Origin of the sequence: Bartonella sp. AA74HLJMH (genome assembly GCF_042197045.1) — a bacterium.
GTDB lineage: Bacteria > Pseudomonadota > Alphaproteobacteria > Rhizobiales > Rhizobiaceae > Bartonella.
This window is the reverse complement of the sequence record NZ_JBHIRJ010000002.1, coordinates 62,504-83,229: the sequence shown is the minus strand read 5'-3', so window position 1 is coordinate 83,229 and position 20,726 is coordinate 62,504. Positions and strand designations below refer to the sequence as shown.

23 protein-coding genes, 1 tRNA gene and 2 pseudogenes are annotated in these 20,726 nt (G+C 42.5%); 20 read left to right on the top strand and 6 right to left on the bottom strand.

The window, feature by feature from the left end; all coding sequences use genetic code 11:
- Window positions 1-2,295 precede the first annotated feature (2,295 nt).
- Window positions 2,296-2,865, bottom strand: a complete 570-nt coding sequence (locus ACFINH_RS01835) for a hypothetical protein (protein ID WP_375621509.1) — start codon at window positions 2,863-2,865, stop codon at window positions 2,296-2,298.
- 88 nt (window positions 2,866-2,953) lie between these two features.
- Between ACFINH_RS01835 and ACFINH_RS01830 the strand changes: the two genes are divergently transcribed.
- From ACFINH_RS01830 to ACFINH_RS01810, 5 genes are read left to right on the top strand one after another with little or no spacing between them, the layout of a single operon-like run.
- Window positions 2,954-3,145 (top strand): hypothetical protein, encoded by a 192-nt coding sequence (locus ACFINH_RS01830; RefSeq protein ID WP_375631906.1) that lies wholly within the window; start codon window positions 2,954-2,956, stop codon window positions 3,143-3,145.
- Window positions 3,102-3,509 (top strand): hypothetical protein, encoded by a 408-nt coding sequence (locus ACFINH_RS01825; RefSeq protein ID WP_375631904.1) that lies wholly within the window; start codon window positions 3,102-3,104, stop codon window positions 3,507-3,509. Before ACFINH_RS01830 ends, ACFINH_RS01825 begins: the two co-directional genes overlap by 44 nt.
- 15 nt (window positions 3,510-3,524) lie before the next feature.
- Window positions 3,525-4,193: a hypothetical protein gene (locus ACFINH_RS01820; protein WP_375631902.1), complete on the top strand. Its 669-nt coding sequence runs from the start codon at window positions 3,525-3,527 to the stop codon at window positions 4,191-4,193.
- A 24-nt stretch (window positions 4,194-4,217) separates the two neighbouring features.
- Window positions 4,218-4,901 (top strand): hypothetical protein, encoded by a 684-nt coding sequence (locus ACFINH_RS01815; protein ID WP_375631900.1) that lies wholly within the window; start codon window positions 4,218-4,220, stop codon window positions 4,899-4,901.
- 59 nt (window positions 4,902-4,960) lie between these two features.
- The gene (locus ACFINH_RS01810) at window positions 4,961-5,521 is read left to right on the top strand and encodes a hypothetical protein (RefSeq protein WP_375631898.1); all 561 of its coding nucleotides are present in this window, start codon (window positions 4,961-4,963) and stop codon (window positions 5,519-5,521) included.
- On the opposite strand, the gene ACFINH_RS01805 is transcribed toward ACFINH_RS01810, so the two are convergent.
- Window positions 5,512-7,848: a toprim domain-containing protein gene (locus ACFINH_RS01805; RefSeq protein ID WP_404977859.1), complete on the bottom strand. Its 2,337-nt coding sequence runs from the start codon at window positions 7,846-7,848 to the stop codon at window positions 5,512-5,514. The genes ACFINH_RS01810 and ACFINH_RS01805 overlap by 10 nt on opposite strands.
- Before the next feature lie 110 nt (window positions 7,849-7,958).
- Here ACFINH_RS01805 and ACFINH_RS01800 point away from each other — a divergent pair, with 110 nt between their 5' ends.
- Together ACFINH_RS01800 and ACFINH_RS01795 are read left to right on the top strand one after the other, a co-directional pair.
- Window positions 7,959-8,174: a hypothetical protein gene (locus ACFINH_RS01800; RefSeq protein ID WP_375631896.1), complete on the top strand. Its 216-nt coding sequence runs from the start codon at window positions 7,959-7,961 to the stop codon at window positions 8,172-8,174.
- A 42-nt stretch (window positions 8,175-8,216) separates the two neighbouring features.
- The gene (locus ACFINH_RS01795) at window positions 8,217-8,393 is read left to right on the top strand and encodes a hypothetical protein (protein ID WP_375631894.1); all 177 of its coding nucleotides are present in this window, start codon (window positions 8,217-8,219) and stop codon (window positions 8,391-8,393) included.
- Window positions 8,394-8,647: 254 nt separating this feature from the next.
- On the opposite strand, the gene ACFINH_RS01790 is transcribed toward ACFINH_RS01795, so the two are convergent.
- Window positions 8,648-9,718, bottom strand: coding sequence for a DUF1376 domain-containing protein (locus ACFINH_RS01790; RefSeq protein WP_375631892.1), 1,071 nt, complete (start codon window positions 9,716-9,718; stop codon window positions 8,648-8,650).
- A 415-nt stretch (window positions 9,719-10,133) separates the two neighbouring features.
- Here ACFINH_RS01790 and ACFINH_RS01785 point away from each other — a divergent pair, with 415 nt between their 5' ends.
- From ACFINH_RS01785 to ACFINH_RS01750, 8 genes are all read left to right on the top strand, one after another.
- Window positions 10,134-10,451: an XRE family transcriptional regulator gene (locus tag ACFINH_RS01785; RefSeq protein WP_375631890.1), complete on the top strand. Its 318-nt coding sequence runs from the start codon at window positions 10,134-10,136 to the stop codon at window positions 10,449-10,451.
- Window positions 10,452-10,763: 312 nt separating this feature from the next.
- The gene (locus ACFINH_RS01780; RefSeq protein WP_375631888.1) at window positions 10,764-11,153 is read left to right on the top strand and encodes a hypothetical protein; all 390 of its coding nucleotides are present in this window, start codon (window positions 10,764-10,766) and stop codon (window positions 11,151-11,153) included.
- Between the two features lie 2 nt (window positions 11,154-11,155).
- Window positions 11,156-11,344, top strand: a complete 189-nt coding sequence (locus ACFINH_RS01775; RefSeq protein ID WP_375631886.1) for a hypothetical protein — start codon at window positions 11,156-11,158, stop codon at window positions 11,342-11,344.
- Window positions 11,345-11,380: 36 nt separating this feature from the next.
- On the top strand, window positions 11,381-11,665 hold the full coding sequence (locus ACFINH_RS01770) for a hypothetical protein (RefSeq protein ID WP_375631884.1): 285 nt from the start codon (window positions 11,381-11,383) through the stop codon (window positions 11,663-11,665).
- Window positions 11,666-12,664: 999 nt separating this feature from the next.
- Window positions 12,665-13,429, top strand: a complete 765-nt coding sequence (locus ACFINH_RS01765; protein ID WP_375613609.1) for a lambda exonuclease family protein — start codon at window positions 12,665-12,667, stop codon at window positions 13,427-13,429.
- Window positions 13,430-13,555: 126 nt separating this feature from the next.
- A complete protein-coding gene (locus ACFINH_RS01760) occupies window positions 13,556-13,864 on the top strand; it encodes a hypothetical protein (protein ID WP_375631882.1) in 309 nt (102 codons plus the stop codon).
- Window positions 13,848-14,132 carry a hypothetical protein gene (locus ACFINH_RS01755; RefSeq protein WP_375631880.1) on the top strand — a complete coding sequence of 95 codons (285 nt, stop codon included), beginning with the start codon at window positions 13,848-13,850 and terminating at the stop codon, window positions 14,130-14,132. The genes ACFINH_RS01760 and ACFINH_RS01755 overlap by 17 nt, the downstream gene beginning before the upstream one ends.
- Window positions 14,133-14,206: 74 nt before the next feature.
- On the top strand, window positions 14,207-14,434 hold the full coding sequence (locus ACFINH_RS01750) for a hypothetical protein (protein WP_375631878.1): 228 nt from the start codon (window positions 14,207-14,209) through the stop codon (window positions 14,432-14,434).
- A 403-nt stretch (window positions 14,435-14,837) separates the two neighbouring features.
- On the opposite strand, the pseudogene ACFINH_RS01745 reads toward ACFINH_RS01750, so the two are convergent.
- Both ACFINH_RS01745 and ACFINH_RS01740 read right to left on the bottom strand, forming a co-directional pair.
- Window positions 14,838-15,077, bottom strand: a pseudogene (locus ACFINH_RS01745) (DnaJ domain-containing protein); the annotation flags it as partial.
- Between the two features lie 228 nt (window positions 15,078-15,305).
- The gene (locus tag ACFINH_RS01740; protein WP_375631876.1) at window positions 15,306-15,863 is read right to left on the bottom strand and encodes a hypothetical protein; all 558 of its coding nucleotides are present in this window, start codon (window positions 15,861-15,863) and stop codon (window positions 15,306-15,308) included.
- A gap of 1,463 nt (window positions 15,864-17,326) precedes the next feature.
- On the opposite strand from ACFINH_RS01740, the gene ACFINH_RS01735 reads away from it, so the two are divergent.
- Entirely contained in the window at window positions 17,327-17,551 is a 225-nt protein-coding gene (locus ACFINH_RS01735) for a hypothetical protein (protein WP_375631874.1), read from the top strand.
- Between the two features lie 46 nt (window positions 17,552-17,597).
- Here ACFINH_RS01735 and ACFINH_RS01730 read toward each other — a convergent pair.
- A tRNA-Thr gene (locus ACFINH_RS01730) sits at window positions 17,598-17,672 on the bottom strand.
- 176 nt (window positions 17,673-17,848) lie between these two features.
- On the opposite strand from ACFINH_RS01730, the gene ACFINH_RS01725 reads away from it, so the two are divergent.
- From ACFINH_RS01725 to ACFINH_RS01710, 4 genes and pseudogenes are all read left to right on the top strand, one after another.
- Window positions 17,849-18,001, top strand: coding sequence for a hypothetical protein (locus ACFINH_RS01725; RefSeq protein ID WP_375607050.1), 153 nt, complete (start codon window positions 17,849-17,851; stop codon window positions 17,999-18,001).
- 159 nt (window positions 18,002-18,160) lie between these two features.
- Complete coding sequence (gene murA, locus ACFINH_RS01720) at window positions 18,161-19,456, top strand: UDP-N-acetylglucosamine 1-carboxyvinyltransferase (RefSeq protein WP_375613603.1); 1,296 nt, start codon at window positions 18,161-18,163, stop codon at window positions 19,454-19,456.
- A gap of 364 nt (window positions 19,457-19,820) precedes the next feature.
- Window positions 19,821-20,150, top strand: coding sequence for a hypothetical protein (locus ACFINH_RS01715; protein WP_375631872.1), 330 nt, complete (start codon window positions 19,821-19,823; stop codon window positions 20,148-20,150).
- Between the two features lie 367 nt (window positions 20,151-20,517).
- Window positions 20,518-20,726, top strand: a pseudogene (locus ACFINH_RS01710) (transcriptional regulator); the annotation flags it as partial.

Here is a 20,726-nt window from a genome sequence, read left to right as displayed (position 1 = left end):
CGGAGTGCATCCTCTTATGGATTGGATACTGCCTTATGAGGGTTTGGCAGTTTCCGTTGAGGGGAAGGATGCACTCTATTGAAGGTGGAGTGCATCCTCTTATAGATTGGATACTGCCTTATGAGGGTTCGGCAGTTTCCGTTGAGGGGAAGGATGCACTCTATTGAAGGCGCGGAGTGCATCCTTTCCATGGATTGAATGCACTCTTTGGAGGCTAAAGTGCATCCATAGGGAAAGGCATATTCCATAAGAAACAGAGATAACAAAAAGATTTGTTTTTATATTTTTATTGATAGGTTGCTGTATTTGCGAGGGCTATTCATTCTTTATTCTCAATATTTAAGATGATTATGTGATAAGGGTTGTTCGTCAATACAATCGTAAAAGACGCTGATGTATTTTTATAAAAATTGAGATATTTTTGTGCCTTTTTCTTGTTTTTTTTGTGTTTACACAAGATATGCACGGCTTTTCAACAGTTTGTTTTTTTAGCTTTGCTAATGGCGATGGCGTTGGCTAAACACTTCAATTGTTTTAACTGCTTCAATACCGCCTTAAAAAACAGTGCTTTATAATATGACAAAATAAGCTGTATAACTTTTGATTCTTAAGCGATGCTAGAAAAAGGGGAATGTTAGGAGAGATGTTGTCTATATTCTTAGTTTATCTCTTAAGGTAAGAAGATTAACATACTTTCCGGATCTATTTTTATTCGGTTTGACGGTTAAAGAGCAATATCTGAATGGAATCACACTTGTCTCATGTTTTTATCTTCACGCTTTAGATTTTTTCTCATAGGGATTTTGTTTTTAATGGGGGATTTTGTTTTTAATGGGGGATTTTGTTTTTAATGGGAGTTTACGCGACTCACATAAAACAGAATGTTCTAAATAGAATATATTTGTGTTGCACATTTACCTACTTGTTTAAAAACATTATGTGATCTTATCATCACAATTATATTGGTGATTGGAGATATTGGTAAATCTGATAATGGAGAAATCTCTTGTGAAGTGGATAAGTCCTTCTTTAAAATCTCATAAGGAAAAGCCAGCACATTATCATACTATTCGCGCCTCATATGATGACAGCCTTTGGCTCTTGAGCGTGTTCATAAGAGGCATTTTGATTCTTTATCTTTGAAATCTTTGAAGTGCGTTATTTCATATGTCTCTCATGTTTGTAATGTGGAAAAGACAAGGTGTTGATTGATGCAACATGAAATAAATTTAAAATGAGAGAATCCCTATGATATCTGCGTCTCTTAATTTTATATGGATAACGGGATATGATGATTATAAATCAATATGTTGTCGTGATACATCAACCTGTTGGGGGGCGATAAAGAAAGTTATCCAGTAGTTAAGTCATTCTGTTATGTCGTAAAACACGGTCATTTGAGGTTTGGTGATATGAAGCAAGCTTCCTTGGATATGTTTTAAGTGTTTTTTTAAGGGCGTGGTGAATCTTTAAGACAGAGCAAGCTTCTGTTGCGCCTTGAGTTTAGCGGAAAAACCTGAATAGAAGCCAAGAGTGAATGGAAGCCAAGAGGGAAGTGTATCCAAGCTGTTTGTAAATCAGATTGAGTTAAGAATCTTTGTTCTTTGAGAATGAAACGCAAGTCAATTTGACAAAAGAATGATCTATTTTGCGGGTAGACCTTATGGAGGAATTATCACAAAGCTCATAAGGAAGTGATTTAAGACAATACAGTCATAAAAAAGTACAGTTATAAAAAAAAAGTCCTCCGTCGCAATTAGAGGACCAAAAAGCAGGAGAATTTTAACATTGACTCGCAGGACGTGTCAAAAAAGAATAAATTTAAAAGGCCGTACTAAATACAAAAAAATCATACTTAAAGAACCTACCATATTATAATTAGCAGAGAATTGAAAAAATAGCAATATAAAAAATACTTTTTACAAAAAATTTTGTCATTTTGCATTAAAACTTAATACTTTTTTCAATTGAATATTTGTTTTAAGACTCGATATTAATTAAACTATATTTAAAAATATTATGATACATGCAAGCATCTTGATAATATTCTTCAATCAAAAACGAATTAAGAGCCCCTCATGATTATAGGACTGATATGGGAGAAGGCTTTTTGTTTTTAAGAGTGTGGGGTGTATCTTAAGTATGTGTGGGGGGGGAAGTATTGTCCTTTTGGGTGGGGGCAAGGTAATGAAAATGGAGGCGAGAGCTGCTGGATGCTTGAGCCCGTGTGGGGGAGGTTTCTTTAGAGGGGGCGGGGGCAACATGGGAGGCCGCTTAAAATGGCGAGGAGGGGGATTATTCAAAATGTTTATGGTTTGCATATCCCCAATGAAATGCGAGCAAGTCTAAACAATCTCGTAAATGATCGGCAAGAGAGTTTTGTTTGCGTTTTGAAGAACTTAATTCTTTTATCGCTTGTCCATGGCCGATAACGCGTTCAAGCAGTGAATAGCCAAGAATCCCCAGTTGAACTTTGATTGTTCTTAAATGATTGGAGGCTTCTATTTGACGTTCAATAGGGTGTGTGTACCCTTGGCTACAGGAAACCTTTTCACGGGTGTAGTCAAGGCTCATGTGGAGATCGGCTTGGCTTTGACGCCAGTAAAAATAAAAACGTTCTGCCGCTTTATATTGGGCTTTGCTGAGATGTCCTTTCGCATATAAAAGTGCAATGGGATGGCTTTGTGCATTGGCAATGGCATTGATGGTGCGCGGGTTGCTGGAACTTTCTCGATGATTGGGTTTAAAATAAGGATTACGCGTTTCAACAGGGATTTCTTGCGTCTTTAAATGACCAATGTGCTTTTCTTGATTTTGATGATCAAGCGGGCAGGTTTGCATATTTTTTTTCTGCTTATGGGTCATAGCATCTCCTTAAAAATTTTAATTTTGCTTCTCGTTTTTAAAAAATGTTGCTTGCTCTAGGCAAAAGAGGGGGATGAGAGGAAGACATGTGTTGGAGTGTGCCGTGTGGGTATGCGCTCTTGGGGTGACTTGGACTGTTGCGCTTGTGTGTGGGAGCCCCATGGATTTGGTTCTTGAAAAGAGGGGTGTTTTGTCGCATGGTGGATTTTCCTTGAATGACTTGATGGGGGAATGGCATGATGTTGCGCGGGCTTTTGTCTTTGAAGGGATTGGTGTTTAGCTGTATTGTAGCCTATGTCTCTGTGGCTGTTTATGTGGAAATGAAGGCTCTTGGGATGACGTGGGGCGTATTTTTACGAGCTATGGCGTTTTATGGCATTCCCGGTATTTTCCTTATGTTGGGTTATGAAGTAATGCAGCGGCGTGGTGTAACGAAGGGTTTGTTCCTCAAGATGGTGTTGTTGAGCTTCATTTTGGCTGCTGTCTCTGATTTTATTTATAAGCAAGCTGAGCATTTGGGTTTGGCTCAGGTGTGGTTTTCAAACAAGTGGGTGTTTTATGTCCTTTTGGGCTTTGTCCTTGCTCTTATTTATAGAGGGGCAAGGCGTCTTGGGTTTAGGCTTTCATTCTTTGAAAAGGATTGATCTTTTGCTGCATTTTTGGCATGGTCTCTGATTTTTGCTTATGAAGGAGCGGGGCGTATGGTGGTTGCGCGGGACATATTTTTAAAGGGGCTGGCGTTTTGCTGCGTTGTTGGCATGGTCCTTGGTTTTGCTTATGAAGATGCGGGGCGACCGGCTATTACGTGGGAGGTGTTTTGGCAGGGGGTGGAGCTTTCTTGTATTGCTGGAGCTGTCCTTTGTTTTATTGTTGTGGGAGCAAACAGTAGAACTGTATCGTGGGGCGTGTTTTTGAAGGGGGTGGTGTTTTGCACCATTGCTGTAGTGGTTCTTGGCTTTGCTTATAAGGGAGCGAAGCGTTTTGATATATCATGGGAATTTTTAGTGATAGGAGCGGTGTTTGTTGCATTGCTGGCGCTGTCCTTGGTTTTGCTTATGAGGGTGCGGGGTAAATGGATATCGCGTGGGGTGTGGTGCTTCAAGTGGGTGGTGTTTTCTTGTATTATTGGCACTGTCGTTGGGTTGGCACATGTGGGAGTAAAGCATATGGGCTGGAGCACGCATTGGTTCTTGAACAATGGGGTGTTTGTGAGCAGTGTTGGATTCGTTCCTTTTTTTGTTTTGGAGGGGGTACGGTGTGTGCGTGTACTGTTGGGGTGGTGCTTAAAAAGAATGAGCATTTTTCTTTCCCACGGGCGTGATCTTTGATGTTCTTTCTGTGAGGGGTATTTGATGTCGAACGATGTGATGTTTTGGCTGTTGCCTTGGTTTTTCTGCTTTTTTGCTCTTGCCTTGATTTTTATTTATAAGGGAGCAAAGCGTCGCTCTGTTACAGGGTGGATGTTTTGGAGATGGGTGGTGCTTTATGGCGTTGTTGCCACCTACCTTGGTTTTGTTTATGTGGGCGTGGGCAGGCGCGCTGTTGACGGGGAGCTGCTCTTAAAGGGGGCGGTGTTTTCTTGCATTTTTGCAACTGTCCTTGGTTTGGTGTATCTGGGCGTCAAGAGTATGCCTGTTGCTTGGCAAGTGTTCTTAAAGGCGGTTATGTTTTGTTGCATGATGGGCTTTATCCTGTGGTTTGCTGCTGTGGGCATCAGAGATATGGATAGCATAAGGGCGGTATTCTTAAAGGTTTTGCTCTTGTCTTTATTGTTGAAAGTGCTCTTGGGGTTCTTTATACGCGAGCAAGGTGATACGGTGTTACAGAGGTTGTTGCGTGCTTTGAATTTTGTGCTGTTTTGCTGCATTTTGGCACTAATCCTTTTTTTTACCCGTCTGGGAGCAGAGAATCTAGGGTTGAGCTGGCTTTGGTTCTCGAATGATGGGATGTTTTCCTTTATTGTTGGATTTCTTTTTCCTTTGATTTATCAGGGTGTAAGGCGTGCACGTGTTTTAGGGGCTTGGTTCTTAAAGTAGGGTGTGTTTTTTTGTCTTATGGGTGTGATCTTTAATGGGCTTGCTGTGAGGGGTATGTGATGTCGAACGATTTGTTTTTTTTGCTGTTGTTGGTGTTTTCCTACCTTTTTATTGTTGTCGTTATTGGTACTTATAAGCTTTCCAATCGCTTCGATATTCCTTGGTGGCGGGCGGCGTTTTATTGTATTTGTGGTGTTTCCCTCTTTTTGAAGGAAGTGCTGTTTTATTGCATTTTAGGAGTCGTCCTTTTTTTAGTTCTTGAGGGGATGGAGAGTATGGACATACCATGGGGACTTCTGTCCTTGATAGGGATCGTGTTTGCTGCACTGTTGGAGTGGTTCTTAATTTTGCATATGAGGGGGCGGCGAGATGGGGTGGTGACGCGTTGTTTGTGGTTATTGAAGGGGGTGGTGTTTTGCGCCGTTGTTGGAGCGATCTTTTTTTGTTTGCGTTTGGGAGCAGAGAATCTAGGGTTGAGCAGGCTTTGGTTCGCGAAGGATTGGGTGTTTTTCATCATTTGTGGATTGATCCTTCCTGTTGTTTCTGTGGGAGCAAGGCGTGCGCGTTTGAAAGCGGAGGCGTTTTTAAAGAGAGTGGGGTTTATGGGGTATTACAGATAACGTCGAGGGAATGATTGTTCAAAAGAACAGCGATAGCGGTAGGTTTGGGGATCAAACCAAAGCCCTATTTTGCCTTCAAAATCACCAGAACGTTGTTTGGCAATATTCATAATAACGCCTGGGCGTTTTGCTAAATCTGCTTTTTCTTGTGCTAGAGAGGCGGCAAAGATTTTATCTTCCAACGACCGATTGCGCCAAATGGTGATGATGTTAAAGGCATTGGCACCAATTTCTGAGGCGCCTTTAATGTCTTCTGTGCTGGGGATATCTTTATCCAGACCACCTTTGCGGGCATGGGCGACAAGGTGGATGTGCACATTGTTTAAAACAGCCCAATCAACCATTTTATAAACGGCTTGTTCTTGTCTTGCATAATCATCAGAGGCAATGCCAAGCCGCATCAAACTGTCGATGATAAATTGATCGCAGCCATAGCGCGCACGACAATAGTCAAAGACTTCAAGCAAGGTGTCAACGCTTGATTTGCCAACATGCTCATAAAGAATAAGCCCATCGTCTAAAAAATGAAGAATCCGTTCAATCGTTTCTTTTGTAGGCTGTTCTAAGCCGCCCGTTTGTTTGGTTAAACGGCGAAGCGATTGTTCTCCTTTCATTTCTAGAGACGCTAAGCAAAGGCGACTCTTTTGTGCAATCCAATGGGGAATACAGTCTGATAATAATTGGCTTTTACCTGCACCACTCGCACCGCTCCAGAGCGTTAATTCTGCTGGGCGGAAATGCAATTTGTCCTTCAGTTTAGGATAGGGAACCGTATAACCAAGATGTTTTTCAGGCTCTGGCCAAAAAAGCCCAATCACTTGATCTTTATAGTCTGAGGCGCGCCGTAAACCTTCTGGGGCAAAGCTTTGTGCTGAGGAAAAGGCGGCTTTTATGGTGGCTTTATCGATCCCTGCGGTTAAACAGTCATTGGCATCTTTGCGAGGTAAACGGACACGGTAGCAACGGTGGCGTCCAAGCCTGCTGGCAATCTCACGGGCTGCTTCTTCTCCGGGCGGATCCATATCGGTGGCTAAAAAAATCGTTTCAAAAGATTCTAAATGATCAAATTCATTTTCAATCCAGTTGTGTTTTCCTCCACTGCCTCCTCCAAAGGGAACAGAAACCGCCGGATATCCATAGGCGGCTAAGGATAGCGCATCAATTTCTCCTTCAGTGATAACAATGGTACGGTTTGTTGAAGAAAGAATGGGAAATGGCGCCTGTGTGGAGGCGTGGTTGGTTGAGGGTACCTGCTGAGGTGTGTGTTGGGGTGCCTGCTGGGGCACCTGCGTGGAGGGGTGGTTGGTTGAGGTGGTGTTTTGGGATGCCTGTGTAGAGGCGGGGTTGGTTGAGGGTACCTGCTGAGGTGTGTGTTGGAATGCTTGCTGAGGTGCGTGCGTGGGTGCCTGCTGGGGTGTGTGCGGGGATGCCTGTGTGGAGGTGAGGTTAGTTGAGGCGGTGTTTTGGGGCGCCTGTGTGGAGGCGGGGTTTGTTGAGGGGGTGTTTTGGGGCACGTGTGGGGCGGGGTTTGTTGAGGGGGTGTTTTGGTGTGCCTGTGTAGAGGCGGGGTTGGTTGAGGCGGTGTTTTGGGATGCCTGTGTAGAGGCGGGGTTGGTTGAGGCGGTGTTTTGGGGCGCCTTTGTAGAGGTGAGGTTGGTTGAGGGTACCTGCTGGGGGGTGTGTTGGAATGCTTGCTGAGGTGTGTGCTGGGTCGCCTGCTGGGATGTGTGCGTGGAGGCGTGGTTTGTGGGGTAAAGGGCTTGCCAACCAAATAAAATCGGTTCACATTGGGAGGCTGTTGGTTTGGTTTTTGCTCCCGTTTGCGCAAGCCGTTCTTTGACTAAAGCAAGGGTGCCGTCGGGTTTATAAAAGGGGAAAATGATTTTTTTGCCATTTTCTCCTATGCGGTAACGCTTTATAATTTCTAGAGGAATGCGGCGTTCTTCGTGGAGATAGGTTTTTACAAGATTCTGCGGGCTCTGCCCTGTAGGAACCGGTGGACGGCGATAGGAACGATGGGGCGCCATAAAGGGTTTGGGGCGTGTCAGATTGAGAGTCGCGCGTGCTTCTTCTAAGGCTTGAGAAAGGCTAATGCCTTTGACTTCACACCAAAGGTCTAAAAGATCTCCTCCAGTGCTTTCTGCAAAATCATACCAAAGTCCTGCTTTACTACCACTCAAGCAAATCGATAAACTTTGACCAGCTTCACCACGTGTGTTGCCTACAATCCAATTGTTGCCTCGTTTGTGCCCTTGGGGAAGAAGCATTTCTGCTATTCTATCTGCTTGTGAGATAAGTTTTTGTTTGATTTCAAAAATTGTGCTCATGGTCATTCGTGATATTATTTTCGTTTTTCTCAAGATGTGAGAAGTGAGGACTCTGTTTTTGCTGTTCTCACCGTTTGATCTGATCGTAAAGTCTCGTGGTGCTATGGGGCTTGCCAGTTTACTTGAGAGCTTCTTTGCCGCTCTTTTCTTGCCAATGGTCGCGAAACTTCTTGGCTTGCCAATGGGCTTGGCTCTCACTCAAGCCTTCTGAAATGGCTGTGTTAATGTTTGTTTGCCAAGAGCATGGGAAGTGGCGCCTTGAGAAAAAGGAGGAAAGCGGAAAGGAGGAAGGGGGTGAAAGAAGGGCGGGGTGGATATGTCTGTGAGGGTGTGGTGCATGTTGGAGTGTCCTGTTGGGGGGGTGGGGCATGAGTTGGGGTGCCTGTGTGGAGGGGGAGTGCCAAAGAGTTTGCTTTTCATTGAAGTTTTTTGAAGCTGCTCTGTTGATGTCTGTTTGCCAAGAGCATGGGAAGTGGCGCCTTGGGAAAAGGAGGAAGGTGGAAAGGAGGAAGGGGGTGAAAGAAGGGCGGGGTGGATATGCCTGAGGGGGTGGTGCATGCTGGAGTCCTGGTGTATTGGGGTGCATGTTGGGGTGTGTATGTTGGGGTGCCTGTGGGGGTCTTTTGCGTGGGGAAAACGCTTTTGTGATGAGAGCAAAATGGTCGATGTTGACGCGTTTTGCTGTGTGAATCGCCTATCCAAATGTTGTTTTGCCGCCTTTTGTTTTGTCCGATGCTGTTGTGGTTTTGAAGCATTTTTGTCCCCGCGCTTGCTTGAAAAATACGTTGTTTGTGTGATGTCAAAAATTGTCGTTATAGTTGATCAAACTGCGGTAAAGCGTGTCATTGTTCTCAGAGGTAAAAGATGAGGAGCTCCTTTGTTTTTGCTGTTCTTGCCGTTCGATCTCACGGCGAAACCAGTTGCGCCATGTGGCTTGCCAGTCTACTTTGAGAGCTTCTTTGCCGCCTTTGGCTTGCCAATAGTCGCGAAACTTCTTTTCTTGCCAATGGGCTTGGCTTTCACTCAAACCTTCTGAAACTGCCGCCTTGATGTCTGCTTGCCAATGCTCAGGAAGACGATGCCCTTTGGTAACTGAGGTTGTGGTTTTTTTGTTGGAAGAAGGAGGGACGGAGGTAGGAAGATTGCTGGGAGGAAGAGTGGTGGCAGATTTTGTTTTTTCCCCCGTGACAATTTGCGCGATAGGGGCGGGAGTGAACTCGGCTTGGGGAGCGTTTAAAGGGGAGGCGTTTTTTTGCTCCGCTTCTGCTTGGGCAGGCAAAGGGAGAGGTGAATCAAGAGCCGATAAGGGTGATGGATGATCGCTTTGTTCAAAGTTCTCTTCGCAGGAAAAACAAGGTTCTGTCTCATCAAACAAAATTTTCTTTTCTAAAACACCGTAAGGTGTTTCCTTTTCTTCTGCCTTTTGAGCTTTTGAGTTTTGTGCAACATCTTTTGGACTTTCGTTAAGCAGTTGTTGCATCTCTGCATTGATTTTCTTGCGTTTTTTTGCCGAAGAACGACCCGCAAAGGATTTTTGTTCAAGCAATTTTTCACGCTCTTGAAAAACATTTTCGCAACGCTTGTTCCATAATCCATTGGCTAAATTTAAAATCTTACCCTCTTGGATGAGCATCTCTAAAACATTAACAAAAGTTCGCTTGTCACAACCACAAAGACGCGCTAAACGTTCTTTCGATATTTCTAAAGGTCGGCCACGGGCATACATTTCATTGAGAAGAATCGTATAGATTCCAATTTCGTGTGCGCGCATCCCACGTACACCTCCTAGAAAGTCATTTTGATACCAACAAACATATGGAAGCCTAGACGATTCATAATGAGGAGTTTCTTGTTGATTAGCGTATTTCATACTGCAATCTACTTTCTTCTTTTTTATACATTTTTATTGATGATAAAAGCTCAAATAAGGATTTAACTTGTGTTGTTTTTGGCTCTGTTCGATGATGACTAGAGGCTTCTTTACGATGCTTATAAATGATTGGCTGTGCTTGAAGCGCATGCAAACTTACGGTTTAAGATTGCGGTGATGGAAAAAATAAAGAATACCACACATTCTCAACGTACTTGCTTTTGGGCAGAAGCTTTGGAGGTGGTCTTTTATATCCGGTAGGGTGGTTAAAGTGTTTTTATGATCTAAAAATAAAAAAAATTCCCCCTAAAAAGTAAAATTTGTTTCCTTAATTTTATCCTTTTTAGAGGATAATGCAAGCCCGTTTTATAAAAAGGACGTGTTTTTTTAAAAAGACGCGCTATATGGTGAAATTATGAATATCGATGGTTGGCGTCAAAGATTAAGAATCGCTTTGGAAAAAAGTGGGCGGTCAAAAAGATCTATCTCCCTCGCTGCCGGTAAAGGCGCGGGGTACCTTCATTCTATTCTTTCTGAAGGAAAAGAACCAACAATCGAATCTCTCTCGCGAATTTGTCACGAAATTAATATCAGTATGAATTATATTCTTTACGGGAAAGGGGCTAGCCCTGAAGATAAAGAATTTATAGAGCTTATTTCGAAACTCTCTCCGCAAGAGAGACAGGCGATTTTGACTCTTTTGCGGCGACCAATTGGCGAAGCTTCAAAATAACTTCCTTCTGTGCTTTTGAGTCAAGGCGACTCCAGTGTTTTATTAATATTATGTCACTCATTTTATCTCTCCTGTGTGTTTATAATTGCAATTTTGTAAGAACAAATAGAGAACAACAAAGGGGCATGAGAGGAACAAAGAATAATAGATTTTTCTTTACATATGTCATTTGAACCCCGTAGATATTTAAAATATATCTTTTATGAAGGATAAAATGGTTGACATCTCTCCTATAGAGGATATAAGACTAACGCTATATTTAGTCTTGTCAAGACAAGGCTATGCTTTATCAACTATCTAAAGGGGGAAATCATGAAAAATATTTCATTCGTTAAAGAGGATGAAATCATTGTCGTTTTATGCGAAGAGGAAAATCCTTGTACTTATGAAGGACCAATCGACGAAATCGAAGAAGTGCTCGAACTGATTGAAGAATGTGAAACTGTTTATAGAGTTTTACGACTCGATCTGACAACTTCTCATGCTGAAGATGTTACGGAACAAATCGCTGATTTTTATGTCGAAAATCATGAAATGAATGAAGAAAATACACAATTGCAGCCCTTCATTTTGAATAGTGAAGCTTATCATGCTTGTTTAAATGAAAGAGCGGCTTGCGATTATGAAGATAATCTCTATGGCTCTTATGAAAAACAGCATCGTTTACGCCCATGTGATGTCTTGACAGATTATTGGTGGTAAACATGCCAAGTTATCTCAAGACTTCGTATCAAGGGTTTCCACTTTATTATGCTGGCAACACGCGAAATTTAATCAGACTCGAACCACAAAAACACAACGCTATACTTTTTATATCGCAAGAGGTGGCTCAGTCTATGGCAAAAAAATTGGAGGAAGAATATTGCCGCCATGATTTTTCCGTCGTGCAGTAGCAGGGTTGAAAAAAGAAGCCGCAATGATGGGCCCAAGTGCTTTTTCATTGCGGTGACAATGGTGTGCGTTATGCTTTCGTTCTTGGGGGGGGGAGCTTAGGGGAGCCGCTTGGGGGAGAGCTTTGCGGGGATTTTCTTAGCCGATATGGAAAGGGGGGGCATGAAGAAAAGAGCCCTATATATGGGGAATTGCGGACGCTTGTGTGGGGGGGGAAGTTGCCGGCTGGTTCATTGGGGGATAAGGCAATGAAGGGGCAGCGGGTTATCCAGTGGGGTTGGAGTGATATGAAAGCATGCTGGAGAACAAAAATGAAGGCTTAGGGGGAAGAGAAGCAGCAGTACAGACAGGTTCCAACCTATAAAAAGGCACGTTCAAGGGGAAAGAGCCGGTTTTTGTATTTTTGCGGCACGCAAGTAGGGAGCTTGGAATGATACCTAAAGCATGCTGGAAAATGGAAGGAGGTGTTTGACGGGGGAGGTCGTTAAAGCTTGTTTAGACATATTGGGACACGTGGGGGGCTTTGGGGTGCTTTTGTGTTGAGTGCTGGGGGAGAGCGCCGCAATGATGGGCCCAAGTGCTTTTTCATTGCGGTGATAATGGTGCACGTTATGCTTTCGTCTAGGGGGTGCGCCGCTTGGGAGGGGCTTAGCTGATATGGAAAAGGAGGGGATGAGAAACTTGTGGGGAGGAGGGATGTTGGGGGGAAGCTTGTTGGGGAAAATGTTGGTGGTTGGCTGGTTAAGAGGGAGGACGAGTGGGGGGAGGAGAGCTTGAAGCGTATGCAAGGCATATGCTGGAGGGGAGATATGAGGTGTGGAAAGGGGGCAGCCGTATAGCGTTGAGGAGATGTCAATCTTTAAAAAAAGTTCCGTGTAGGGGGAAAGTAGAGGGCTTGGAGCGCAGGGAGTGCAAAGAGCTTGGATATGAATGTGAAAGCATGTTGGGAAATGAGGGAAGGTGTTTGAGAGGGAAGAAGAGGAAGAAGCTATGGGGGCGCGGTTCTGACCGTTTTTGTATTGAGCCTTAGGGGGGCAATGATGGGCGAGAGGTTTTTTTATCGGGGAGAAAATATCACGCGTTATGCTTTCGTCTAGGGGGGGCGCCGCTTGGGAGGGGCTTAGCTGATATGGAAAAGGAGGGGATGAGAAACTTGTGGGGAGGGGGAAGTTGAGGGGGCGTTTCCAAAAGCTTTTGTGATTTCAGCAGCACAATATTTAAGGATGCTGTCATTCTTAGTGGGGAATGCATCTTAAAAGATATGAATGTTTCAAAGAGAATATGTTGCAAAAAAACACCTTAAAGATGAAGGGGAGAATACTATGCCAATCATTATCGATTGTATTCAAGGAACAGAGGAATGGCAGCAAGCGCGTAATGGTTTGATTACGGCTTCGTTGTTTGAGATGGTTATGGCACGAACAAAACAAGGGCAAAAAACGTCACGCTATCAGAGTGTGATGATGAAATTGGCGGGAGAAAGAATTACCGGAAAAACCGTTGATGAAGGGGCAACACTTTCTATGCGACGTGGGACTGAATTAGAACCAAGCGCGCGACAGCTTTATGGGAAACTGACACATACAGAACCTGAATGTATTGGCTTTGTTTTGGCTGATGATCGCGGACAAGGATTTTCTCCCGATGCTTTTGTTGGAAAAAATGGATTGTTGGAAATTAAAACAAAAAAACCTGAAATTTTAATTCCTCATTTCATGCAAAAGGGCTTTCCAGCAGAACATAAAGCACAATGTCAAGGAGGGTTATGGATTTCTCAACGCGAATGGGTGGATTTAATGCTCTATTGGCCGGATATGCCTCCTTTGATTAAACGGGCTTATCGTGATGAAGCGTATATTTGCAAGCTTGAAAATGAAATTAGCCGTTTTAATGAGGCTTTGGAGAAGATGGTACAGCAAATTAAGAGTGTTGGGACAGGTTTTCATATAAGAACAGAAATTGCTTTGAAGGAGGGGGAAGAAAGGGTGCTTGGAATGAAGACAAAGCGTATGCTGGAGGGGAAAACGAGAATGAGACGGGGTGGGAAGGGATCTTGTGTAGCGTTGAGGAGAGGCAAAGTTCTATAAAAAGGAAAGAGCAGAGGGAAAAGAGCTGGTTTTTGTGTTGGAGGAGGGTGCCAAATAAGGGGGCGCAGGGAAGCAGGGAGCATAGCGAACTTTAGGGGACAGGAATGTGAAAGCCATGGTGGGAAAATGTGGGAAGAAAGGGTGCTTGGAGCGCATGCAAGGCGGCGCGGTATGCTGGAGGGGAAAACGAGAATGGGAGTAAGGCTAAGTGTTCAGAGGTATGGAGGCTGTGATTTTGGGTGCTTTTGTGGTGAGTGTTGGGGGGGAGCCGCAATGAAAGGGCTGAGTTGCTTTTTCATTGTGGTGACAATGGTGTACGTTATGCTTTCGTTCTTGGGGGGAGAGAGCTTTGCGGGGGCTTGGGGGATTTTCTTAGCCGATATGGAAAAGGGGGAGATACGCGGCTTTGGGAAGAGAAATGTTGGAGCGGGATGAGGAGGAAATGGTGGGGATGAAGGGGGCAGGTCGTTATCCTGTGATTTGGAGTGACACGAAAGCATGCTGGAGAACAAAAATGAGGTTTAGGGGGAAGGGAAGCAGCAGTACAGACAGGTTCCAACCTATAAAAAGGCACGTTCAAGGAGGAAAAGAGCCGGTTTTTATGTTTTTGCGGCACGCAAGTAGGGAGCTTGGAATGATACGTAAAGCATGCTGGAAAATGGAAGGAGGTGTTTGGCGGGGGAGGTCATTAAAGCTTGTTTAGACGTATTGGGACAACGGGGAGCTTCTGGCCGCTTTTGTGTTGTGCCGTATTTGGGGGCGCGATGAAAGTCCCCCATGATGGCGAAGTTGCCGGACAAGTGCTTTTTCATTGGAGAGGAAATGGTCCTTGTGGTACTTTTGTTCATTAAGAAAGAGTCGTTTGAGGGGCGTTTTTTAGCCGATATGGGAAAAGGATGTAGGGGCATGAGAAAAAGTCTGTGTGGAGTCAAGTGGGCTTGTTGGGGAAAAGATTGGGGGGCAGGTTGTGGAAAAAATAGAGGGGTGGAGGAAAGGGGAGAATAAGAAAAGAACGGATAGAGACATTATAATCTTTATGTTTTTCTACACTACCTTGTTATAGAAAATCAAAAATGACCACACCTTGTGAATTCACTGTGGGGCTGATCTTAAAGCTCTTCAAAAGCACTGATCAATAGATACTTCTCCATATAACTTTGATAAATGATATTAGTATGATCCCGAAGATAAATGCACCAATATTTACCAAATATCCTTTTATACTGATGAAAATTAATAACCCTATACTTATTATTCCTAGTGGTATATTCCACGTAAAAAACGAAATTATATAACACATTATAGGTATTATTCCACAAATAATGAAAATTACATTCATGATACTACCAATTACATGCTCGGTATTATCTTGTCGTCTGTTCTCTTGCTTTCTACTAATTTCAGAAGCCTTGTCATTATCTTTAAAAGTTTTATGATAGAACTGATTGTAAGCAGCTCTCTTTTGAGGATCTTTAAGAACTTCATAGGCTTCACAAATTTTTCTGAATTTTTGTTCTGCTTCGGTACTAGAATTATGATCAGGGTGGTATTGCAGAGCTAATTTACGAAAAGCAGATTTTATCTGTTTATCGTTGCATGCGTAGCTTACACCAAGAATTCCATAATAATCGTCTTCATTTACTATCATTAAATACAGCCACTTTGTGCATTGCTCTTATTTTATAAGATCGTTTAATTGATCTCTTTTGAATGTATCGACATGTGTTATTTTTATGTTAGAAATATGGTGAAAATTGTATTGAGTGGCATGGCTGTACTTGGGGCTATTGTCTCTAAATGAGAGGAGATACAGTTCAAAACGCTTAAAAATGCAGAGTGTTTTTAATATTTTAGAAATATTTTTTACAAAAATAGATTAAAAGAGAGACGATAAATCAAATGTAAAAGGGACGGCAATAATAGCCAAGGTTGTCATTATTGTAAATAAACAGGCAGGAACCTTAAATCTAAAACGCCAAAGTAAACTTATGGGAACAGACATTATCGTTGTTATTACGAATGCTACGATAAACCATTGCAGGAATAAGTTCATTATATTAATTTCATTATTAAAACGATTTTGATTAAGACGATTTTGTTTTAGTTCTTCCTCTGAAACACAGTCGATAATAGAAACGCCATAATAAACAGGAAATTTTCCACCTGGACAAGCGCTAACAGAAAATTGTTCAAGCTCTAACCATTCTCTTTCGCGTTCTTTTTCTAATAGCTTCTTTTTTATTTTCTGTCTTATATATTCTTTGGAAATACAATTGATCGGAGAAGTACTTCCAACAAAAAGACCATCTGTTGTACATCCACTCGTTGTATGATGCGTGAATAAAACAGTGCTTATTGCTATAGCGAAGAAAATAAAGTGTTTAAACAGAGGGTATTTATTGTCGTTTGTTTCTGATGAGCTTTTATAAGTCATTTCTGTTAAATAAATCAATATGTGTTATTTTTGTGTTGAAAATATACGTAAAAACGTATTTAATAAAAATGGTTATAATGATCATAATGTGTCTAAATAAAGGTGTGGTACTGGCTAAAACCCCGCATATGTGGGGTTTTAGCTTATTGGAGGAGATATGACAGCAGAAAATATGCAGAAAATATAAGGGGATCTGTAGCCAAAATGGTTGTCCTAGGGTGGGGAGAGTAGGGAATATCCAAAATACTCCAAATGAAATATACTTGTTGTTGTACATTCACGCACTTGTTTTAATAAAGATATCTCGCTCTAAGCTCATTTCACAGCCATTTTATGCCGGCGTTCATAAATTTCATACTGGCGCCTGTGAATAATATCGTGAGGGGTATAACGGTCAAGCCCCGTAGATTATAAACCCCAGAGGTTATAAAACCCTGTAGATTATAAACATTGCGCACCCTATCTTACTTTATGAAAAAGTAAGTTGGTACTATTGGGGGGCCGTTGCCAAAATTGCGGCATGGGCTGTAGCTCTTGAGACGATTCATAATCTCGTTTACTGGGAGGCTTTTTACGAAGAGATATGCTTTTCTTGGAAAGTTTCTCGCCATACGGATCTTTCTGCTTGTGAACTGTAAGCGAAGAGGGGTGATTGATTTCAATAGAACAGAGGGAGAGAGCTTTTCGCTCTTGGGGCTCTTATGCAAGACGAATAACGCTATCCGTATCAATCAAAGTATTCGTATAAAAAAGATGCGTGTTGAAAGAGGGAGGCTTAGAGCACGTGGAAAACCATAGTGTATAAAATTGGTAATGAGGGATCTTCTTTGAAAAGGCAGGCTCTCAATTTTCTGCCATATGGGATGTCTAGTATATGGGGATGCCTGTCATATGAGATGTTTGCCATATGGGAGCGTGGGGTGCTTAGTGAAAGCTTTATTGAGGGGATTTTATCACTGTTTGGTTTTTGCTTTTGGTAAGGGGTGGGGAGAATGGGAAAGGCGTTGAGAGGAGGTTCTGGAAATGGCTCTGTTAGATCTGTTGTAAATGACGAATAGGATCGATGAAGCTTATTCTAATTTTTACAGGGAATACTTGTGTTGCTTGAGGTGGATAGAGAGGCTGGAAAGATAAGATTATTCGTTTTGGGGCGGATAAAGGTATCAATGGGATATGTTTAAACAATGAGTTTATAATAATTCATTATTGAGATTCAATTTGAATTTCAATGAGAGCCCGAAATAGTGTGAGATGTTTTTAGTTCTCTTATTCAAACGCTCTTATATTGAATCAAGTAAAATCGTTTGTTTGCATATTACAAACAGGGTGAGCTTGTGGGGAAAAATATTCAAGAAATAAAATATTGAAAAAATAAAAATGCCTATACCGTCTCAAGTGCTAAGAGTTGTTGCAACAGTGAGGCTTGGCAAAGAGAAGGAGTAAAGGGGGACAATCTTACAGAAATGAAAGAGAGGGGAGGCAAGGGGTGGGGGGATATTCTTTGGGGGGCGGTCAATTTCAAAAGCCGTTCGCAAAGCATTTTAGAGATTAAGCGTGTCATTGAGGCTCTTGATTTTGAAGCCATTGATTTTGAGGCTACTGATTTTGAGGCTATTGAAGCGCATGGTTTAAAGGATGGAGGATTTGATGAAGCCGATGAAGGTTGGGGAAAAGATTTAGGCTTATAGGGAAGACTTATAAGGGCAAGAAGAGAGAGGCAAAAGAAGAATAAAATGGTGCTGCGAGAGAGGATTGAACTCTCGACCTCTCCCTTACCAAGGGAGTGCTCTACCACTGAGCTACCGCAGCCCTTTTCAATCTTTGCGCTGTCTTGTGCCATATTGTCAGAAAATAGGCAAGAGAACATTTGTATATTCTTGCAAGAAAACGTATCTTATGTCATGACATATGTTTCTTATATGCTTAAATATTTAAGGTTATGAGTTGCTTGGATAGAAGCTCAACACTGTTTAAAAGGTTGCGCAATGACACAAATGCATCAAAAACAAAAACAAAATGAAATTAATCATCAAGATGAAAAAGCAAAACGACGTCAAGAAAGATTGGCACAACAATTGCGTCAAAACCTGAAACGTCGAAAAGAGCAAAGCCGAAAAAGAGCACAACCAGAGCTCTAAAATGCAAAAAAATGTTTTTTAGTAAATTTTTGCAACCAAACTTCTCAATAATTTGTTCTCATAGTTAGAATGCGTTCTAAAACGATTAATAAAGCATAACTTCCCGAAGGGGGACAATCCTTTGGAAGGGCAGGCACAAAGGAAAAGAGGGAAAACACGATGGATTCTATTCAAATTGTTGGGGGAGAAAAACTTCAAGGAACAATTCCTATTTCTGGGGCAAAAAATGCTGCATTGCCTCTTATGATTGCGGCGCTGCTGACAGAAGAAACGCTCACTTTAGAAAATATTCCGCATCTGGCCGATGTTGAATTGCTTATTCGTATTCTCAATAATCATGGTGTTGGATATGCCGTTGATGGACAAGAGTTTAACGATGAATGTGTGAATTCAAGAACAATTCATTTTACGGCGCAAAAAATAGCCACAACACGGGCACCATACGAACTGGTGAAAAAAATGCGTGCAAGCTTTTGGGTTATTGGACCTCTGCTTGCACGATGCGCAGAGGCTTATGTTTCGCTTCCTGGAGGATGCGCTATTGGAACAAGACCTGTCGATTTTATCCTTGAGGGACTTAAAACTTTAGGCGCACAGATTACTATCGAAAATGGATATGTTCATGCAAAAGCGCTAAAGGGGTTAAAAGGTGCTCACTATCGTTTCCCTAAAGTCACTGTTGGTGGAACCCATGTGCTGCTGATGGCGGCGACAATGGCAAAGGGAACAACCACTCTTGAGAATGCGGCTTGTGAGCCAGAAGTGACAAATCTTATTCGAACCCTGAATGCTATGGGGGCTCAAATAACCGGTGAAGGAACAACAACGCTTACAATTGAAGGGGTTAAAAAACTCAACGGTGCTAGAGTACGCGTTATTGCTGATCGAATCGAAGCGGGAACATATGCAATGGCTGTTGCTATGACGGGAGGAGATGTCTTTCTTAAAAATGCAAATCCTAATCATCTCACAAAAGTGCTTAAGGTGCTCCAAAAAACAGGACTCGAGATTCAAATAGAACCTCAAGGAATTCATATTAAGCGAAATCCAAAGAACACCAAAATTATGCCCGTTGATATTAAAACAGGACCTTATCCTGCTTTTCCAACTGATCTCCAAGCGCAATTCATGGCGCTCATGACACGGGCTGAAGGAATCGCGCATATTACAGAGACGGTTTTCGAAAATCGTTTTATGCATGTTCAAGAACTCAATCGCTTAGGGGCACAGATAAAGCTTGATGGGCAGACGGCAACTGTCTATGGAACAGAGAATTTGCAAGGGGCTCCTGTCATGGCGACGGATTTGCGTGCTTCTGTTTCTCTTGTGATTGCAGCATTGGCAGCAAAGGGAGAAACAATCGTCAATCGTGTTTATCATCTTGATCGTGGATTTGAGAGATTAGAAGAAAAATTGGCTCGTTGTGGCGCAAAAATCCAACGTATCACAGTGTAAAGCTTTCAAAGTGTAAACCTGTTAAAGATATGCTGAATGCTTTGCGCTGTGGTTGAGGGGGGCGATTGCTTGGGGGCGTTTTAACACAATGTTTGCTTGTTGGGAGGGGCTGGGCTTGGGGCGCTGGGCTTGGCTGGTGCATTTTTAATGGTTTACTCTCTTGCTTGTGGAATTTTGGAGCCGTACATTCTTGATGATTTTCTCAATAGTTCTTTCAAATCTCCATTTTTCAAGGGTATGGCTTTTGTGGCTGCTGTTTTCTTTTCGGAATGGTTTTTCTTTCGTGTAAAGTTTTGCTTCTCTCACTCTTGAGGAGGCTCGTGATTATTGTCTAAGTTTCGTTCATGGCGCTCATGACGCGGGGTTGAGGGAAGCGCGTGAAATTACAGAGACGGTTTTCGAAAATCGTTTTATGCATGTTCAAGAACTCAATCGCTTGAGGGCACAGATAAAGCTTGATGGGCGAGAGGGCAACCGTCTCGTGGAACAGAGAATTTGCAAGGGGGGCCTCATCATGGCGACGGATTTGCGTGCTTGTTGTTTCTCTTGTGATTGCAGCCCTCTTACTCTTGTTACATTGGCAGCAAAGGGGGAAACAATCGTCAATCGTGTTTATCATCTTGATCGTGGATTTGAGAGATTAGAAGAAAAATTGGCTCGTTGTGGCGCAAAAATCCAACGTATCACAGTGTAAATCTGTAAGATGTCTCTCAAAAATGGCTTTGGGAGGGGGTGATATGTTGTTAGGTGTGCTTTTGGGAGGCTTGATCTCAAAAATAAAGGGTTATTAGTCCTCTCAATAAACGTGGGTTTTATTTCATGGTTTTGGAGTTTTTACGAGCGGGCATAAAAGTTTGAGAGGCGGGTGGGGCTCATAAAACAAACAAATAGAGACTGTTTTTAAATTTTATTGCTAATTTCATGAAATTACTTTATTGGTAAGAGAATGTTTTGGTCGTCTACGCAGCGATCAACAGGGAATGAAAGACCCTAAACTTGAGACACGTATTTATCCAGCTTTATGGATATCCCGGATTTCCGGGAGCTTTTGTTATGTCCAGGTGCTCTCTAGCACTAAAAGCAAAAGGCTGAGTCAAGTTTCAGCTCTTTCAACTCCCGGAATACCAATGCGAGGGCGCTCGCAACCGGCAGGGGAGCTTGAAGTGAAAGCTAAAAATCCACACTTTAACGACATTTCGATAGGCAGAAAAATTCGCTTTAAAAGAACAATGATCGGAATGTCGCAAAAGAAATTAGGCAGCCAGTTAGG

Bases quoted from the DNA above. Each gene is read 5' to 3' on its own strand.
- murA (WP_375613603.1), top strand. From the start codon at position 18,161: ATGGATTCTATTCAAATTGTTGGGGGAGAAAAACTTCAAGGAACAATT.
- ACFINH_RS01765 (WP_375613609.1), top strand. From the start codon at position 12,665: ATGCCAATCATTATCGATTGTATTCAAGGAACAGAGGAATGGCAGCAA.
- ACFINH_RS01750 (WP_375631878.1), top strand. From the start codon at position 14,207: ATGATGGCGAAGTTGCCGGACAAGTGCTTTTTCATTGGAGAGGAAATG.
- ACFINH_RS01760 (WP_375631882.1), top strand. From the start codon at position 13,556: ATGTGGGAAGAAAGGGTGCTTGGAGCGCATGCAAGGCGGCGCGGTATG.
- ACFINH_RS01835 (WP_375621509.1), bottom strand. From the start codon at position 2,865: ATGACCCATAAGCAGAAAAAAAATATGCAAACCTGCCCGCTTGATCAT.
- ACFINH_RS01805 (WP_404977859.1), bottom strand. From the start codon at position 7,848: ATGAGCACAATTTTTGAAATCAAACAAAAACTTATCTCACAAGCAGAT.
- ACFINH_RS01795 (WP_375631894.1), top strand. From the start codon at position 8,217: ATGAGTTGGGGTGCCTGTGTGGAGGGGGAGTGCCAAAGAGTTTGCTTT.
- ACFINH_RS01825 (WP_375631904.1), top strand. From the start codon at position 3,102: ATGATGTTGCGCGGGCTTTTGTCTTTGAAGGGATTGGTGTTTAGCTGT.
- ACFINH_RS01755 (WP_375631880.1), top strand. From the start codon at position 13,848: ATGTTGGAGCGGGATGAGGAGGAAATGGTGGGGATGAAGGGGGCAGGT.
- ACFINH_RS01740 (WP_375631876.1), bottom strand. From the start codon at position 15,863: ATGACTTATAAAAGCTCATCAGAAACAAACGACAATAAATACCCTCTG.
- ACFINH_RS01815 (WP_375631900.1), top strand. From the start codon at position 4,218: ATGTCGAACGATGTGATGTTTTGGCTGTTGCCTTGGTTTTTCTGCTTT.
- ACFINH_RS01790 (WP_375631892.1), bottom strand. From the start codon at position 9,718: ATGAAATACGCTAATCAACAAGAAACTCCTCATTATGAATCGTCTAGG.
- ACFINH_RS01810 (WP_375631898.1), top strand. From the start codon at position 4,961: ATGTCGAACGATTTGTTTTTTTTGCTGTTGTTGGTGTTTTCCTACCTT.
- ACFINH_RS01775 (WP_375631886.1), top strand. From the start codon at position 11,156: ATGCCAAGTTATCTCAAGACTTCGTATCAAGGGTTTCCACTTTATTAT.
- ACFINH_RS01780 (WP_375631888.1), top strand. From the start codon at position 10,764: ATGAAAAATATTTCATTCGTTAAAGAGGATGAAATCATTGTCGTTTTA.
- ACFINH_RS01735 (WP_375631874.1), top strand. From the start codon at position 17,327: ATGAAAGAGAGGGGAGGCAAGGGGTGGGGGGATATTCTTTGGGGGGCG.
- ACFINH_RS01785 (WP_375631890.1), top strand. From the start codon at position 10,134: ATGAATATCGATGGTTGGCGTCAAAGATTAAGAATCGCTTTGGAAAAA.
- ACFINH_RS01725 (WP_375607050.1), top strand. From the start codon at position 17,849: ATGACACAAATGCATCAAAAACAAAAACAAAATGAAATTAATCATCAA.